Annotated in this window: 14 protein-coding genes; 9 read left to right on the forward strand and 5 right to left on the reverse strand. The window is 70.8% G+C overall.

What is annotated here, in order from left to right; genetic code table 11:
- Window positions 1-191 precede the first annotated feature (191 nt).
- From VFX14_14640 to VFX14_14655, 4 genes are all read left to right on the forward strand, one after another.
- Window positions 192-1,598 carry a sigma 54-interacting transcriptional regulator gene (locus VFX14_14640; protein ID HEU5190919.1) on the forward strand — a complete coding sequence of 469 codons (1,407 nt, stop codon included), beginning with the start codon at window positions 192-194 and terminating at the stop codon, window positions 1,596-1,598.
- A 21-nt stretch (window positions 1,599-1,619) separates the two neighbouring features.
- Entirely contained in the window at window positions 1,620-1,790 is a 171-nt protein-coding gene (locus VFX14_14645; protein ID HEU5190920.1) for a hypothetical protein, read from the forward strand.
- 82 nt (window positions 1,791-1,872) lie between these two features.
- Window positions 1,873-3,108, forward strand: coding sequence for an LL-diaminopimelate aminotransferase (locus VFX14_14650; protein ID HEU5190921.1), 1,236 nt, complete (start codon window positions 1,873-1,875; stop codon window positions 3,106-3,108).
- A 2-nt stretch (window positions 3,109-3,110) separates the two neighbouring features.
- On the forward strand, window positions 3,111-3,779 hold the full coding sequence (locus VFX14_14655; GenBank protein ID HEU5190922.1) for an alpha/beta fold hydrolase: 669 nt from the start codon (window positions 3,111-3,113) through the stop codon (window positions 3,777-3,779).
- A gap of 16 nt (window positions 3,780-3,795) precedes the next feature.
- On the opposite strand, the gene VFX14_14660 is transcribed toward VFX14_14655, so the two are convergent.
- The 4 genes from VFX14_14660 to VFX14_14675 all read right to left on the reverse strand — a co-directional run bounded on the left by VFX14_14660 (window position 3,796) and on the right by VFX14_14675 (window position 9,203).
- Window positions 3,796-4,116: a hypothetical protein gene (locus VFX14_14660; GenBank protein ID HEU5190923.1), complete on the reverse strand. Its 321-nt coding sequence runs from the start codon at window positions 4,114-4,116 to the stop codon at window positions 3,796-3,798.
- A gap of 65 nt (window positions 4,117-4,181) precedes the next feature.
- The gene (locus VFX14_14665) at window positions 4,182-5,240 is read right to left on the reverse strand and encodes a tartrate dehydrogenase (GenBank protein ID HEU5190924.1); all 1,059 of its coding nucleotides are present in this window, start codon (window positions 5,238-5,240) and stop codon (window positions 4,182-4,184) included.
- Window positions 5,237-6,709: an FGGY family carbohydrate kinase gene (locus VFX14_14670; protein HEU5190925.1), complete on the reverse strand. Its 1,473-nt coding sequence runs from the start codon at window positions 6,707-6,709 to the stop codon at window positions 5,237-5,239. The genes VFX14_14665 and VFX14_14670 overlap by 4 nt, the downstream gene beginning before the upstream one ends.
- 58 nt (window positions 6,710-6,767) lie before the next feature.
- Complete coding sequence (locus tag VFX14_14675) at window positions 6,768-9,203, reverse strand: DUF6600 domain-containing protein (GenBank protein HEU5190926.1); 2,436 nt, start codon at window positions 9,201-9,203, stop codon at window positions 6,768-6,770.
- A 104-nt stretch (window positions 9,204-9,307) separates the two neighbouring features.
- Here VFX14_14675 and VFX14_14680 point away from each other — a divergent pair, with 104 nt between their 5' ends.
- Complete coding sequence (locus tag VFX14_14680) at window positions 9,308-10,456, forward strand: MFS transporter (protein ID HEU5190927.1); 1,149 nt, start codon at window positions 9,308-9,310, stop codon at window positions 10,454-10,456.
- 41 nt (window positions 10,457-10,497) lie between these two features.
- Here VFX14_14680 and VFX14_14685 read toward each other — a convergent pair whose 3' ends face one another.
- Window positions 10,498-10,785, reverse strand: a complete 288-nt coding sequence (locus tag VFX14_14685) for a hypothetical protein (protein ID HEU5190928.1) — start codon at window positions 10,783-10,785, stop codon at window positions 10,498-10,500.
- Window positions 10,786-10,883: 98 nt separating this feature from the next.
- Between VFX14_14685 and VFX14_14690 the strand changes: the two genes are divergently transcribed.
- The 4 genes from VFX14_14690 to VFX14_14705 form a co-directional block, all read left to right on the forward strand.
- Window positions 10,884-12,023: a C45 family peptidase gene (locus VFX14_14690; protein ID HEU5190929.1), complete on the forward strand. Its 1,140-nt coding sequence runs from the start codon at window positions 10,884-10,886 to the stop codon at window positions 12,021-12,023.
- Window positions 12,023-13,075 (forward strand): TIGR03617 family F420-dependent LLM class oxidoreductase, encoded by a 1,053-nt coding sequence (locus VFX14_14695; protein HEU5190930.1) that lies wholly within the window; start codon window positions 12,023-12,025, stop codon window positions 13,073-13,075. Before VFX14_14690 ends, VFX14_14695 begins: the two co-directional genes overlap by 1 nt.
- A gap of 69 nt (window positions 13,076-13,144) precedes the next feature.
- Complete coding sequence (locus tag VFX14_14700) at window positions 13,145-14,011, forward strand: acyl-ACP desaturase (protein ID HEU5190931.1); 867 nt, start codon at window positions 13,145-13,147, stop codon at window positions 14,009-14,011.
- Window positions 13,992-14,468 (forward strand): hypothetical protein (locus VFX14_14705; protein HEU5190932.1); only part of this gene is annotated, 477 nt, incomplete at its 3' end. The genes VFX14_14700 and VFX14_14705, both read left to right, overlap by 20 nt.

A 14,468-nucleotide genomic window follows, 5' to 3' on the forward strand; every position in this document is an offset into this window, starting at 1 on the left:
CGCAAAACCTGTAGCGCTAGCCTGGCGGTTTGTCGTGGGGTAGGCACTTCTATGCCTCCGAAGTCTTTGAAAGCAAAGGAGTCCAGGAAGCGCGCCCCGGTGGCACTAAGTGTGCTGAGGAATCGACCCCAAGGCGCTAATGTTGTGTGCCCCTGGAGAGGGACACGAACTTTCGGGGAGCGACCGACACGATGAGAGAGCTGCTGGCGGTGATGGGAAGGGCGACGGACGCGAGTCTGCTCGACGCGGTCGTGGAAGGCTCGCTCGACGGCGTCTGTCTCCTTACCGCCGACGGCATCCTCCTCAAGGCGAACCGCCTGGCGCTGGAGATCCTCGCCGTCCCTCACGAGGAGGTCATCGGACGGCCGGCCACCGCCGTGTTCGCCCGAGCGGGCGGTGAGTGCTCCGTTCTCGCAGATGTCCGGAAGCAGAAGCTCACCGTCACGGCCGTCCAGACGTTCGGCGACGGCCGGCGCGTGCTCCTGTCCGGCACGCCGGTCGTCGACGAGGTCGGCGAGATCCGGCACATCGTCCTGAACGTGCGCGATACCACCGGCATCAGTCGGGTGATGAGGAAGCTGCAAGAGACCCTGGGACCGTCGGACACCTATCGGCCACCGACCGCCGCCACCATCCGAGACCTCGCGCCGCCCGAGGCGGTGCTGCGAAGCGCAGTGATGCGGGCGCAGCATGACAAGGCCGTTCAGTACGCCGCGGTCGATTCGCCGGTCTTGCTGCTCGGCGAGACCGGCACCGGGAAGGGCGTATTCGCGCGCCTCGTTCACCAGGCGTCGCCCCGGAGCGCCGGCGCCTTCGTCGAGGTGAACTGCGGCGCGATCCCCGAGGGGCTCATCGAGGCGGAGCTGTTCGGCTACGTCAAGGGCGCATTCACCGGCGCGGACTCCAAGGGCAAGGCCGGCCTCGTCGAGCTGGCGCACATGGGCACGCTGCTCCTCAACGAGATCGGCGATCTGCCGATCGGGCTTCAGGTGAAGCTCCTGCGATTCCTCGAGGACGGCGAGGTCTGGTCCATCGGGGCGGTCAAGCCGAAGCGGCCGAACGTCCGCATCGTGGCGGCGACCAACCGGGATCTCGGCCGGATGATCCACGACGGCAGCTTCCGCGGCGATCTCTTCTACCGCCTCAACGTCCTCGCCATCAACATTCCGCCCCTGCGCGAGCATCCGGAAGACATCGCGGACCTCGTCGAGATGATGCTCGCCAAGCTCGAGCGCAAGGTGGGGCGGCGGCGGACCTTCACGCCGGACGCCATTCACGCGCTCGCCGCGTATCGGTTCCCCGGCAACATCCGCGAGCTCTGGAACATCGTCGAGCGTCTGGTGGTGACGACCCACGGCGAGACGATCACCACCCGCGACCTTCCGGCCGAGATCACCCAGCTCACGAGCACGGCGCGTGTGGACGAGCACGACCGGCCCAGCCTGCGGAAGGCGCGTCAGAAGGTCGAGGCGCAGCTCCTCCGCGATGCCCTCAGCCGCTTCGGGACTCAGGCGCGCGCGGCCAAGCATCTCGGCGTCACCCAGTCGACCATCGCGCGGAAGGTGCGTCAGTACGGCCTGTCGGACGGAGTGGCCTGACCCCCCGGCAGGAGAGCGGTCATGGAGAGGTTGGCGGAGTATCTGGGCGACGCGTTCTTGAGGGTCGTCGAGCAGATCATTCCCCTGCCGTCACGGCTCGAGGATTACAGCGTGGTGATCGGACAGTGCCTCATCCTCGCCTTCGCCTTGGCCATCCTCTGGTCCATCTCGGGCATCCTTCGGCGCCGGTAGTCGACGCCTCCCGTCTGCTACAATCTGCCCCTGGCCGGGTGAGCACGCGCCGGCCCACTACCGCCGCAGACAGGAGAGCGCCGTGCCGCGCGTGAACGAGCACCATCTCGCCATCAAGGGCAGCTACCTCTTCTCCGACATCGCCAAACGGGTGAAGGCCTTCGGGGAGGCCAATCCCTCCGCGAAGCTGATCCGCCTCGGCATCGGCGACGTCACCCGGCCGCTGGCCCCCGCCATCGTGCGGGCGATGCAGGACGCAGTCACGGAGATGAGCCGCGTCGAGACCTTCCGCGGCTATCCCCCGGAGACGGGCTTCTCCTTCCTCACCGAGCTGATCGCGGCCCACGACTACGCGCCCCGGGGCGTGAACCTCACCCCCGAGGAGATCTGCATCTCCGATGGCGGCAAGACGGACTCCGCGAACATCCAGGAGATCTTCTCTCCCGACTGCGTCATCGCGGTGGTGGATCCCGTCTACCCCGTCTACGTGGACAGCAACGTCATGGCCGGGCGCGCCGGGCGCGCCGCCAGCGACGGGCGCTACGACCGGGTGGTCTATCTGCCCGCGACCGCGGAGAACGACTTCAACCCCGCCCTCCCCGATCGGCACGTGGACCTCATCTATCTCTGCTACCCGAACAATCCGACCGGCGCCGTGCTCGGCAAGGACGCGCTCAAGCGCTGGGTGGACTACGCGCGGCGCGAGGGGGCGGTGATCCTCTACGACGCCGCGTACGAGTCCTACATCCGCGATCCCGCAATCCCGCGGACGATCTACGAGATCGAGGGCGCGCAGGACGTGGCCATCGAGCTCCGGTCGTTTTCCAAGACCGCGGGCTTCACCGGCGTGCGCTGCGCGTACACCGTCGTGCCGAAGGCGTGCATGGGTCGCTCGGCCGCCGGCGAGGCGGTGAGCCTGCACGCGCTGTGGTTCCGGCGGCAGTCCACCAAGTTCAACGGGGTCTCCTACATCATCCAGAAGGGCGCGGCGGCCGCGTACTCGCCCGAGGGTCAGAAGCAGGTGCGGGAAGCGGTGGACTTCTACCTCGAGAACGCGCGCATCATTCGTGAGGGCGTGGCGAGCACCGGGCTCACTGTGTATGGCGGCACCAACGCGCCCTACATCTGGGTGAAGACGCCGAAGGGTCTCGGGTCCTGGGACCTCTTCGACAAGCTTCTGAACGAGGCCCACGTGGTCTCGACCCCGGGGGCGGGCTTCGGCCCCAGCGGCGAGGGCTATCTCCGTCTCACCGCCTTCGGCAGCCGCGAGCAGACGGTGGAGGCGGTCGACCGCATCAAGACGCGCCTTCGGCTCTGAGCGTGGCCGCGCATCTGGATGCGATCGAGATCGAGAGCGGCCGGGGCGCACCCGACGCCGCGGTGATCTGGCTGCACGGCCTCGGCGCCGACGGCCACGACTTCGAGCCCATCGTCCCCGAGCTGGACCTGCCCGACGCCCTGCGCGTGCGCTTCGTCTTCCCGCATGCGCCCGTGCAGCCGGTGACCATCAACGGCGGCCAGTCCATGCGGGCCTGGTACGACATCTACAACGACCGGCGCCATGACGAGGTGGGCATTCGCGCCTCGCAGGGCCGCGTGGAGGCGCTGCTCGCGCGCGAGCGCACGCGCGGGATTTCGGCGCGGCGCATCGTGCTCGCCGGCTTCTCCCAGGGCGGAGCGATCGCGCTCCAGACCGGGCTGCGCCACGCCGAGCGGCTCGCGGGCATCCTGGCGCTCTCGAGCTACCTGCCCCTGGCCGAAACGGTCGACTTCGAGGCCAGCCCGGCCAATCGCGACGTGCCCATCATGATGATGCACGGCACCCAGGACCAGCTGATACTCCTCGAGCGCGCCTCGTTCTCCCGTCGGACGCTGGAGGAGCTGGGCTATCCGGTCGAGTGGCGGCAGTACCGCATGCAGCATGCGGTGTGCGCCGAGGAGATCGCAGACATCGGGACGTGGCTCCGGGGGGTGCTGGGCGCGCCGTAGCCGGCCCGGCCGCACGCTACTTGATCTCGCGGCACTCCAGGCGATTGCGCATCGTGATCATCTTCGTGGGGAAGTAGGGCGACACGCTGTCATTACCCTGGCGCTCCCACTGGCCCGGGGTGTAGCTGTCGTTGGCCCCCTTGAGGAAGGTCATGTGCCGCTCGAGCGCGATCTTGCAATCGCTCTCGGTCGGATACCCGTCGCCGGCGCGCGAGTCCGTCGGAAACGGCTTCACGTCGAACAGCCAGCCGGTCAGGAGCAACCGGGGATCGTTGTCCAGCGACGTCGTGGACCAGAACACCCACGCCAGCACCAGCATGTGGCCGAGACGACGCATGGCGTCCTCCTCCGAGAGACGGTGACCCGCGCCCTCACGATACCAGAGCCCCCCCGATCGGCGGCTCAGATCATCGACGCCAGCGCCTGACCGACGTCCTTGGTGGAGGCCTTGCCGCCGAGGTCGCGCGTCACCGTTTTTCCTTCTTCCACGAGCTTTTCGATCGCGCCCACCACCGCGTCCGCGGCGTCCTGATGCCCGAGGTGCTCGAGCAGCATCGCCCCCGTCCAGATCTGCGCCACCGGATTGGCGATCCCCTTGCCGGCGATGTCCGGGGCCGAGCCGTGCACGGGCTCGAACATCGACGGGTATTCCTTCTCGGGATTGATGTTGCCGCCGGGCGCGATGCCGATCGACCCGGCGATGGCGGGGCCGAGGTCGGAGAGGATGTCGCCGAAGAGATTGCTGCCCACCACCACGTCGAACCAGTCGGGATGCTGGACGAAGTGGGCGGCGAGGATGTCGATGTGGAACTGGGCGGTCTTCACGTCGGGATAATCCTTGCCGATGGCGGCGAAGCGCTCGTCCCAGTACGGCATGCTGTGGATGATGCCGTTGGACTTGGTGGCGGAGGTCACGTGCTTCCGCGGCCGACGCCGCGCCCGCTCGAAAGCATACCGCATCACGCGATCGCAGCCCTTCCGGGTGAAGATCGCCTGCTGGATGGCCATCTCGTTGTCGGCCCCGCGGTAGAGCCGGCCGCCGATCTCCGAGTACTCGCCCTCGTTGTTCTCGCGCACGATCAGCATGTCGATGTCGTCGGAGGTGCGGCCGGCCAGCGGCGAGCGCACGCCCTTGAGGAGCCGCACCGGGCGCAGGTTGATGTACTGGTGGAAGCCGCGGCGGATCGGGATCAAGAGTCCCCAGAGGGAGACATGATCCGGCACGCCGGGAAACCCGACCGCGCCCAAGAAAATCGCCTCGAAGTGGCGGAGCTGCTCGAGGCCGTCCTCGGGCATCATTCGCCCCGTCTTGGTGTAGCGCTCGCAGTTCCAGTCGAAGGTCGAGAAGGCGCACTCGAACCCGAAGCGGCGGCCCGCCGCCTCGAGCACCCGCATGCCTTCAGGCACCACTTCGTTGCCGATGCCGTCGCCGGGAATCACGGCGATCTTGTGCTTGGTCATCTCACGCCTCCTGTGCTGATGCCTCCGAGCTCGCGATACCGCCGATACAGCGCGTCGTAGCGCGCGGTGCGCTCCGGCATCGGGTGGTGCACCGCGCCCGCGGGCTCGGGCAGCCGCGTCCAGCCCCAGGCGCCCAGGGCCACACCGGCCACCCAGGCGACGCCGAATGCGCTGCCGAGGTCCGCCCCCGGAGCATACTCGATGGAGCGGCCGAGCACATCGGCCACGATCTGCCGCCAGAGCGCGCTCCGGGCGCCCCGATCCATGATGCGAATCGAGCGGATCGGATGCCCGCCCTCCAGCAGCACGTCCACGTGATGGCGGAAGCCGTAGGCGACGGCCTCGAGCGTCGCGCGGAACAGATGGCCGCGGCGGTGCCCCAGCGTCAGGCCCGAGATCATCCCGCGCGCCTCGGCGTCGAAGATCGGGGTCTTCTCGCCCAGGAAATACGGGAGCACCACGAGGCCGTCCGCGCCGGGCGGTGTCGGCGCCGCCTCCGCGTCGAGCCGCGCATAGCGGTCCTCGCCGGGCCCCAGGTCGCGCGCGAACACCTCCGCGAACCACTTCACCAGGAGCCCGCTCGCAACCATGCAGCCGTTCAGGAGGAAGCGGTCGGGGAGATCGTGATAGTCGATGAAGAGCCGCGGGTCGGGCGCGAAGCGATCCACGCCGTAGAGCACGTCCCCACCGCCACCGATCTTCAGCACGAGCTCGCCGGGCCCCGATCCCGCGGCCACGGCGGCGGCGACGTGATCGGCGCTCCCCGCGATGACCGGCGTCCCCACTCTGAGCCCGGTGGATGCGGCGACGGCGGACGTCACCGCCCCGACCACCTCGTGAGCCGCGCGCACCGGCGGCAACCACGTCGCCGGCGTGCCCACCGCCGCGAAGGCCGGCGCATACCAGTCGTGCCGGCGCGCGTCCCAGAAGCCGGACTCCAGCGCCCAGTTCCGCTCGAGGCTCCACTCGCCGGTCAGCCGGTGGGTGACGAGGTCGTAGGAGCCGAGGATGCGCCGAATGCGCCGATAGACATCGGGCTCGTGGCGGCGGAGCCAGAGCAGGCGCGGCAGTACCAGCTGCTGCGAGATGGGCTGGCCCGTGGCGGCGAGAAAGTCCTCGGCGGACAAGCTCGCGCGCAGCGCGACGATCTCCGCGGCGCTCCGCGCGTCGTTCTGCTGGATGGAAGGGCGGAGCACGCGGCCCGCGTCGTCGAGGCAGATGAGGGCCGGCACCATCCCGCTCACTCCCACCATGCCGACGGCGTGGAGGGCCGTCTCGGCGCCGAGGCGGCGCACCGCCTCGACCGCGTTCGTCCACCAGCGCTCGGGGTCGCCCTCGGCCCAGCCGGGACGCGGCGCGAAGCCGTCGTGGGCGACGCTGGTGGTGGCCACGGCGCGGCCGCCCTCGTCGAGGACGATGGCCTTGACCGCGGTGGTGCCGATGTCGAGCCCGAGAACGCGCGCGTTCACGGGGCGGCAGTGTCCGCCGGGATCCGGCCGGCGTCAAGCCACGCGACGCGAGGCGCGACTAGCTCTGGCGATCGCGGTCCGGGCGGCCCCGACCGGGACCGCCACGATCGGCCCCGCGGTCCGGGGCGCCGCGCTCGCCCGGCGCGTCGCGGCGCGAAGCCGGCTGCACGCGTTCGGGCACGCGCTCCTGACGAGGCGCCTCGATGCGCGCGCGCGGCGCCTCCTGCTGTGGCGGCTGGATACGCGCCCGCGGCGGCTCTTGACGCTGCTGCCGCTCGGAGCGCTGATCCTGGCGCTGCTGCTGCTGGCCCGGTTGAGGCGCCCCGCCCGGCTGCTGCTGGATACTGGGCGGGGCCTGCGGCATGGGCACTGGCTGGCGCGGCGGCGCGGACTGACGCGGCTCGGGGCGACCCTGGTCCCGCTCACGCGGCGCCTGTCCGGGGGCGTTCACTGCCGGGGGTGCCGGCGGCACCGGCGGCGGCGCCACGCGCGGGGCCTGGCCAGGGGACGGGCTGGCCGGCGGCGTGGTCACGCGCGGGGCCTGGCCGTGCGGCGGCGCACCACCAGGAGTCGAGGGTGGGGGCGGCGGCGTGCTCCGTTCCACGTCGCGGCCCTGCTGGCGCTCGCGTCGTGGCGACTCTCCACGCTGTCCGTTCTCCTGGCGCGGACCCGACTCCGGGGTCGTCACGCGCGGCTGCGCGGGCGTCCCGGGTTGCGTGACGCTGCCGGGTTGCGGCGGCGTCGTGGCGCGCGGGTGGGCGGGCGCCCCGCCCGGTTGATTCGGCGTGGTGGCACGCGGGTGGGCGGGCGCCCCGCCCGGTTGATTCGGCGTGGTGGCACGCGGCGCCTGCGTGGCGTTCGGCGCGCCGCCGCCAGGCTCACCGGGCTCTCGCCGCGCGGACTGGCGTGGCGCTGGCACGATGCGCGGCGGCGCGGCGGCCTCGGCCGAGGGCCGCGCGCTGGTCAGGCCTTCGGCCCGTAGGGTGGGCGTCACGTCGCGCGGCGCGCGCGTGGCGACCACCGGGCGAGTCTCCATCGCGGCCGGCGGGCGCGGCGCGGAGCCGTTGGCCGGCGCCACGCTCGCGGCCACCGGGCGCACGTCGACGGCGCCCCGTACGGGCTGGAGCTCGCGCGCCTGGGTCGCGTTCACGCGCTCCACCCGGGCCGCGCCACGACCGAACTGATCGGACCGCACGCCCACCACCGCGTTGTTCACGGTCACGTTGCGGTACACGTTGATGTTGGTCACGTTCACGGTGGTGTTGCGATTCACCACGACGTTATTGACCACGCGGGGACCGCCCCAGCCGCGCCAGGTGGCGACGCCCACGAAGCCCGGCCGTCCCCACCACGGGACGATCGGCTCGCCCCAGGCCAGCGGCGCCCAGCACACGGGCCGCCCGAAGGACAGCGTCACGCCGCCGAGGAAGACGACGAGCGCCGGCGCCCACACCGGCCGCACGACGATCGGCCCCGGCGCCCACGCCCAGAAGTTGTTGACGAAGACCCAACGCCCGTAGTGGTACGGCGCCCAGCCCCACGGCGCGGTGTCGAGCCAGGTCCAGCCGAAGCGCGGGTCCCAGATCCAGCGGCCGGTGCTGTACGGCACCCAACCCGACGGCACTCCGCTCGGCACCCACACCGAGCCATAGGTCTCGACGGTGCGCCACGAGCCGTTGCGATCCAGCTCCTCGGCGCCGTAGACGCCGTTGCCGACGTGCTGCGTGCTTGCGGGCTGAATCATGTAGTCGGTGCGCTGGTAGTTCCAGCGATCCCACGTGGTGAGCTGGGGCGCGCCGCCCGTCTCCACCTGCGCGGTCTCGGTGCCCACCAGCCGCACTTCCTGGTTGTTGGCCACCGGCGTGGCCGCGCCGCCGGCGGGCGTCACGGTGGCGGAGCCGCTGCGATACGCGCGGAAGGTGGTGGTGTCGCCGTTGACGTCGAGCGGATAGTAGCCGGCCTTCTCGACCGTGAAGGCGCCGCCCGGCGTGGCCAGCTCCACGGTATGGCCGGGGGGCAGATCGCGGACGTCGAGCGCACCGTGTCCCGCGGTCACGCGGAACTGCACGAAGTCCGGCTCCTGGTTATCGAGGCTCACATGGGTGCCGGGGGCGGCGCGCATGAACGCGCGCGAGTCGAGCTGCAGCTCGACGGTGCCGCCGTTGCCCGTATAGAGGACGTCACCGGGGGCGAGCGGCGTATTCATGGCCGCGGGCGCCCAGTCGGTCGCGCCGGGACGCCAGAACGACACCTCCCCGTCGAGATAGCTGATGCGGATCGGCGTCACGTCCGCCGGCGTGGTCGCGGTCTCGGTCGTCTGCGCCTGGGCGCCCGGGGCGGGCGGGGGTGGCGGAGTGGTCGCGTCGGGGGCCGCCGCCGGAGGCGGAGGCGGCGGGGGAGGCGGAGGGGCCTGGGCAGTGGCCAGCCCAGGGGCAAGCCCTGGAATGACCATGACCACCACCAACAGTGCCGCCAGAACGCGTTTCGTTGCCATGGAGTCTCCTCGAGGCCGATCCGGGGCCTCTATCCACCTGACGTAACGGCTCTGACGTTTGTTTACTGGAACGGTATGACCTTCCGCCGAGTTATGCTCCCCCGGTGACCCTTCGCTGGGCAATGCTCGGCGTCATCTTTCTCACCCGTCTTTCCATGGGTATCCAGTTTCAGGCCATCGCCTCCGTCGCGCCACTCCTCGTCGGCGACCTCCGCATCAGCTACGGGCAGGTCGGCTGGCTCATGGGGCTGTTCATGCTTCCGGGCGCGGTCATTTCCTATCCCGGCGGCATGCTGGGCCGGCGCTTCGGCGAACGGCGTCTGGTGTTGCTGGGCCTGGCGCTGATGACCCTGGGCGGCCTCGCCACGGCGTCGAGCCATGGGTTCTCCCTCGCGGCCGTGGGCCGCGTCGTCAGCGGCACGGGCGGCGTGCTCCTGAACGTGATGCTCACGAAAATGGTCGCGGACTGGTTCGCCGGCCGCGAGCTCGCCACCGCGATGAGCGTGATGCTGACGTCGTGGCCGATGGGTATCGGCGTCGCGCTCGCGACGCTGGGCTCGCTGGCTGCCGCCACGTCGTGGCGCGTCGCGGGTCACGTGACCGTGCTCTTCATCGTCCTGGCCTTCGTGCTGATGCTCACGGTCTACCGCGATCCCCCGGGGCGCGAGACCGCGGCGCCCGTGGGCGCTGCGCTCCGCCCGCGCGAGCTCCGGCTCGCCATCCTCGCGGGGCTCGTCTGGGGGGTCTTCAACGCGAGCTACATCGTGTTCCTGAGCTTCACGCCGGGCTTCCTCGTGTCGAGGGGCCTCGCGGTGGGCACGGCGGGCGCGGTAACCAGCCTCGCCATCTGGGTCACACTGGCATCGGTGCCGCTGGGGGGCTTGCTCGCCGATCGCATGCGGCACCCCGACCGGCTCACCGTGGTCGGCTCGCTGCTGGCCATGGGCGCCATCGTGGCGCTGCCCTACACGGGAATGCCCGCCCTCACGTGCTTCCTGGTCGGCGTGCTGGCGGGCGCCCCACCAGGCGCGGTGATGACACTCCTGCCGAAGGCGCTGCCGCCCGCCGCGCTCGCGACCGGGCTCGGCGTCTACTACACGGTGTTCTACGCGGCGATGACGGTGGCGCCCGGGCTGGCGGGCATGCTGCGCGACTACACGGGCAGCGCATCGGCGCCGATCACGTTCGCGGGAATCTCGATCGCCGCGCCTATCCTGGCCCTCGCCGCCTTCCGGCGGCTCGAGCGCGGCTAGGGCGCCGCGGGCTCCGTTCGTCGACCGCTCTGCGCGCGGGCTCAGTCCTCGAGGGGACGAGCGCGGCGCGGGCGCGCGCGCCGCACGGGCTCGCGCTCCGCGCGGTGCAGCAGCTCGCACCAGGCCCGGTTGCCGTCGCCGCCGGCTTCGGCGCTCCCGAACAGGGTGCCGTTCGACGAGACCAGCGCGTCGTCCGCCCCCTCGCGCGCGGGCAGATGATCGTCGCACCATTGCACGTCGAGGACTTCGAGCAGGCTGTCGGCAAACGGCTCACAGCCGGGGCAATAGGAACGAGCGACAGGGGCCTTCTCAGGCGGGATGTCTGTCACGACCCGGGCCTCGAAATCTCCCGAAGACGTTAACCATCTGTGCGACTCATGCTAGCAGGCGGTCTTCACTAGTCAAAAGAAAATGGTAGGCTCGCGCCATGGCCACCCCTGACATCCTCCCGTTCGCCAGCGTACGAGGCTCCTGGGGCGCGATGGGCGAGCAAGTCGGCCAGATCTTCGCCCCGCTCATCGGCGACCATCTCGACGCCTGGATCGCCCACGTCACGCACGAGACCGGCACGCCGCGCCACGCGGTGGTGGCCGCAGCCCGGCCCTACGCCGAGCCCATCCAGGCCCACGCGCCCTTCCTATGGGAAGAACTCGAGGGCATGGCTCGGGGATCCGGGATCCCACTGGACGAGCTGCTCGTGCTGCAGGCGCGCGCCGAGGTGCTGCGCGCCAAGCGGCCGCCCAAGGCACCGCCCGTCGAGCCTCCGGCCGAGTGCACCACCTTCGCGCTGAGTGGCCATCGCGCCGAGGGCGGCCATGTCCTCTTCGGCCAGAACGTGGACCTGACCCCGTTCCTCGAGGCGTACGGCGTGATCGTCCGGCAGCACCCGAGAGAGGCGCCCGCCACGCTCATGTACACGACGGCAGGCCTCCTCGGGCACAACGGCCTGAACGAGGCCGGCGTGGGCGTCTGCGCCAACTTCGTGGACGACCCGACCGGCTGGGGCGAGGGGCTCCCGCGCTATCTCCTCTCGCGTCTGGCCCTCCGCGAGGAGAGCGCGGAGGCCGCCCTCGCCGCCGCGATGCGGCCGCCCCGCGCGGCCTCGCGCAATCTGCTCGTGGCCGACGCCCGCGGCGAGCTGCTGGATGCCGAGCTGTTGCGCAAGGAGGCGGGGATCATCCGCGGGCGGGACGGGCTGCTCGTGCACGCCAATCACCTGGAGGCGCCCGAGCTTCAGGGTTATGAGACGCCCAGCGAGAACTCCCTCCGCCGCCGTGAGCGCCTGGAGTCCCTTCTCACGGCGGGCGCCGACCCTCTCGATGTCGCCGACGTGCGGCAGGTCTATCGCGATCACGCGAACGCGCCGCACAGCCTCTGCGCGCACCCCTTCCCCGGACGCAACGTGCAAACCGTGGTCTCGGTGATCGGCGATCTCGGCCGCCTCGAGCTTCACGCGGCCAAGGGCGCCCCCTGCCGGGCCGTCTATGCCACCTACACCGTCGCCACGTGCCAGACCGGCGCGCTCTCGGTGACGGTGCGCGACGAGTACCAGCCCGCCGACGTCTGATGCGCGTGCTCAGCGCGCTGCCTCAGCACGACCTCACCGAGGTGCCGGCGGCGGCGCGCGCCGCCGAGGAAGCCGGCTACGACGGCCTCCTCACCATGGAGAACCAGAACGAGCCCTTCCTGGCGCTCGCGGTGGCCGCGGTGAGCACGCGCCGGGTGACGCTCGGCACCGCGGTGGCGATCGCGTTCCCGCGGAGCCCGATGGTGGTGGCGAACGCGTCGTGGGATCTCCAGATCGCCTCGCGCGGCCGCTTCGTGCTCGGTCTGGGTCCACAGATCCGCGCCCACAACGAGCGGCGCTTCTCCGTGCCGTGGAGCCCGCCGGTGCCGCGGCTGCGCGAATACGTGCAGGCCCTCCGCGCGATCTGGCGGGCCTGGGAGCAGGGTGGACCGCTCCGCTTCGAAGGCCAACACTACCGCTTCACGCTGATGACGCCCAACTTCACCCCGCGTTCGATGGGCCAGCCCATGGTGCCGGTCACCATCGCCGCGGTCGGGCCGCACGCGCTGCGGCTGGCCGGGGAGGTGGCGGACGGCGTGCGTCTCCACGGCTTCTGCACGCGCACGTATCTCGACGAGGCGGTGCTCCCGCGGCTCCAGGAGGGCATGAGCGCGAGCGGGCGCAAGCGCGAGCACTTCGAGATCTCGGGCGGCGGCTTCATCGCCACGGGTCCGGACGCCGCCGCGGTGGCCAAGGCCTTCGAGTGGGTGCGCTATCGCGTGGCGTTCTACGCCTCGACGCCGGCCTACTGGCCGGTGCTGGCGCCCCACGGTCTCGAGGACCTGGGCGCCAAGCTCAACACCATGACCAAGGCCGGTCAGTGGGACCGCATCGCCGCCGAGGTTCCGGACGACGTCGTGCACCTCTTCGCCGCCGTCGGGACGCACGCCGAGCTCACCGCGGCGATCGCCCGGCGCTTTGGCGGGGTCGCCGACGGCGTCTATGCCCGCGCCGCAGAAGGGGACGCCGCCTTCCTGCCCCCTGACCTCCTCCAGGACATTCGCCGCATTCCCAGTCCCTTCCAGGGGCATCGGACGAGCTGGAGCGCCTGATCCGTGCATAGCGCGACGCTTCACTGGGCATCCATCCACCCGGCGTGGGGCGTAGGACCGGGTGAGGCCATGGACACCATGCCGGCGCCCGCCACGTTCGACCTCGACACCTGGGTGAGCCGCTCGGGCGCGCTGGATCTCGAGGCGGTACCCTGGGGGGACGTGGCGCGTTATCCGCTGGCCTCTGACGCGGTCCGCGCCCTCCGCTACATGCAAGACGTCGAGAGCCACACGATCATCTATCTGCGCTCGCTCCTGGCCACCCGCGCCATCGACGATCCCGAGGTGGCCACGTTCCTCGCGTGCTGGCTCCACGAGGAGACCTTCCACGGGCTGGCGCTCGCGCGCTTCCTGGAGGCCGCGGGCTATCGCGTGGATCCGCGCCCTCAGGGCCGGAGCCGTGAGCCCCTTCTGAAACGTCTCGAGTCCGCCGCCACCGCGATCCTGTCTCGGGCGTGGCCGGACTTCTGCGCGGTGCACATGACGTGGGGCGCCATCAACGAGCTGACCACACTGACCGGCTATCGCCGGCTGGCCGCGGTGGCCGGCCACCCCGTCCTGTCCGAGCTCCTGCGTCGAATCACCGCTGACGAGTCCCGGCACTTCTTCTTCTACTATCGCCAGGCCGACATCCGCCTGCGGCGGCCGGGGGCGGCGCGCATCGCGCGCCTGCTCGTCGATTGCTTCTGGGCGCCCGTCGGCAGCGGCGTGCAGCCGCGCGAGGAGATCGAGTTCCTTGCCGGCTATCTCTTCGGCGGCGATGAGGGCCGCGCGGCGGCCCGGAAGGTGGACGACACCATCCGGCGCCTACCCGGTTTCGCCTCGGTGCAGCTGCTCGAGGCGTGGATCCATAATGAGGCGAGCCGTCGTGACCAGGCGGGCCACAGGGCTCCGGCAAGCCTCCAAGGAGACCGGCATGACCACCGCGACCACTGAGCGAGGGGCGATCTCCCACTACCGCACATACGCGCCCCGGCCCTTCACGCGGGCCGAGCGGGACTCCGTCACCGTTCTCTTCGGCGGGCTGCACTGGCGCGTGGAGCGGATCCTCCAGGCCGTGCTGGAGAGCGGCGGCAACAAGGCGGAGATCCTCCCTGTCGCCACCAAGGACGACCTCCTCACCGGACGCGAGACCGCCGACATCGGCCAGTGCTGCCCGACCAGCTTCACCACCGGCAATCTCGTGAACTTCCTCAAGAAGAAGTCCGGCGAGATCGGCGCCGAGGAGGTCAACAAGAAGTACGTGTATCTCACCGCGGGCTCCTGCGGCGCGTGCCGCTTCGGCCAGTACCACCAGAGCTACGAGCTGGCCCTGCGCAACTCCGGGCTCGAGGCCTTCCGCATGTTCCTTCTCGCCCAGGATCAGCTGGACCAGAAGGCGGCGATGGGTGAC

It is taken from the genome of Candidatus Methylomirabilota bacterium, from assembly GCA_035764725.1.
Taxonomy (GTDB): domain Bacteria; phylum Methylomirabilota; class Methylomirabilia; order Rokubacteriales; family CSP1-6; genus DASRWT01.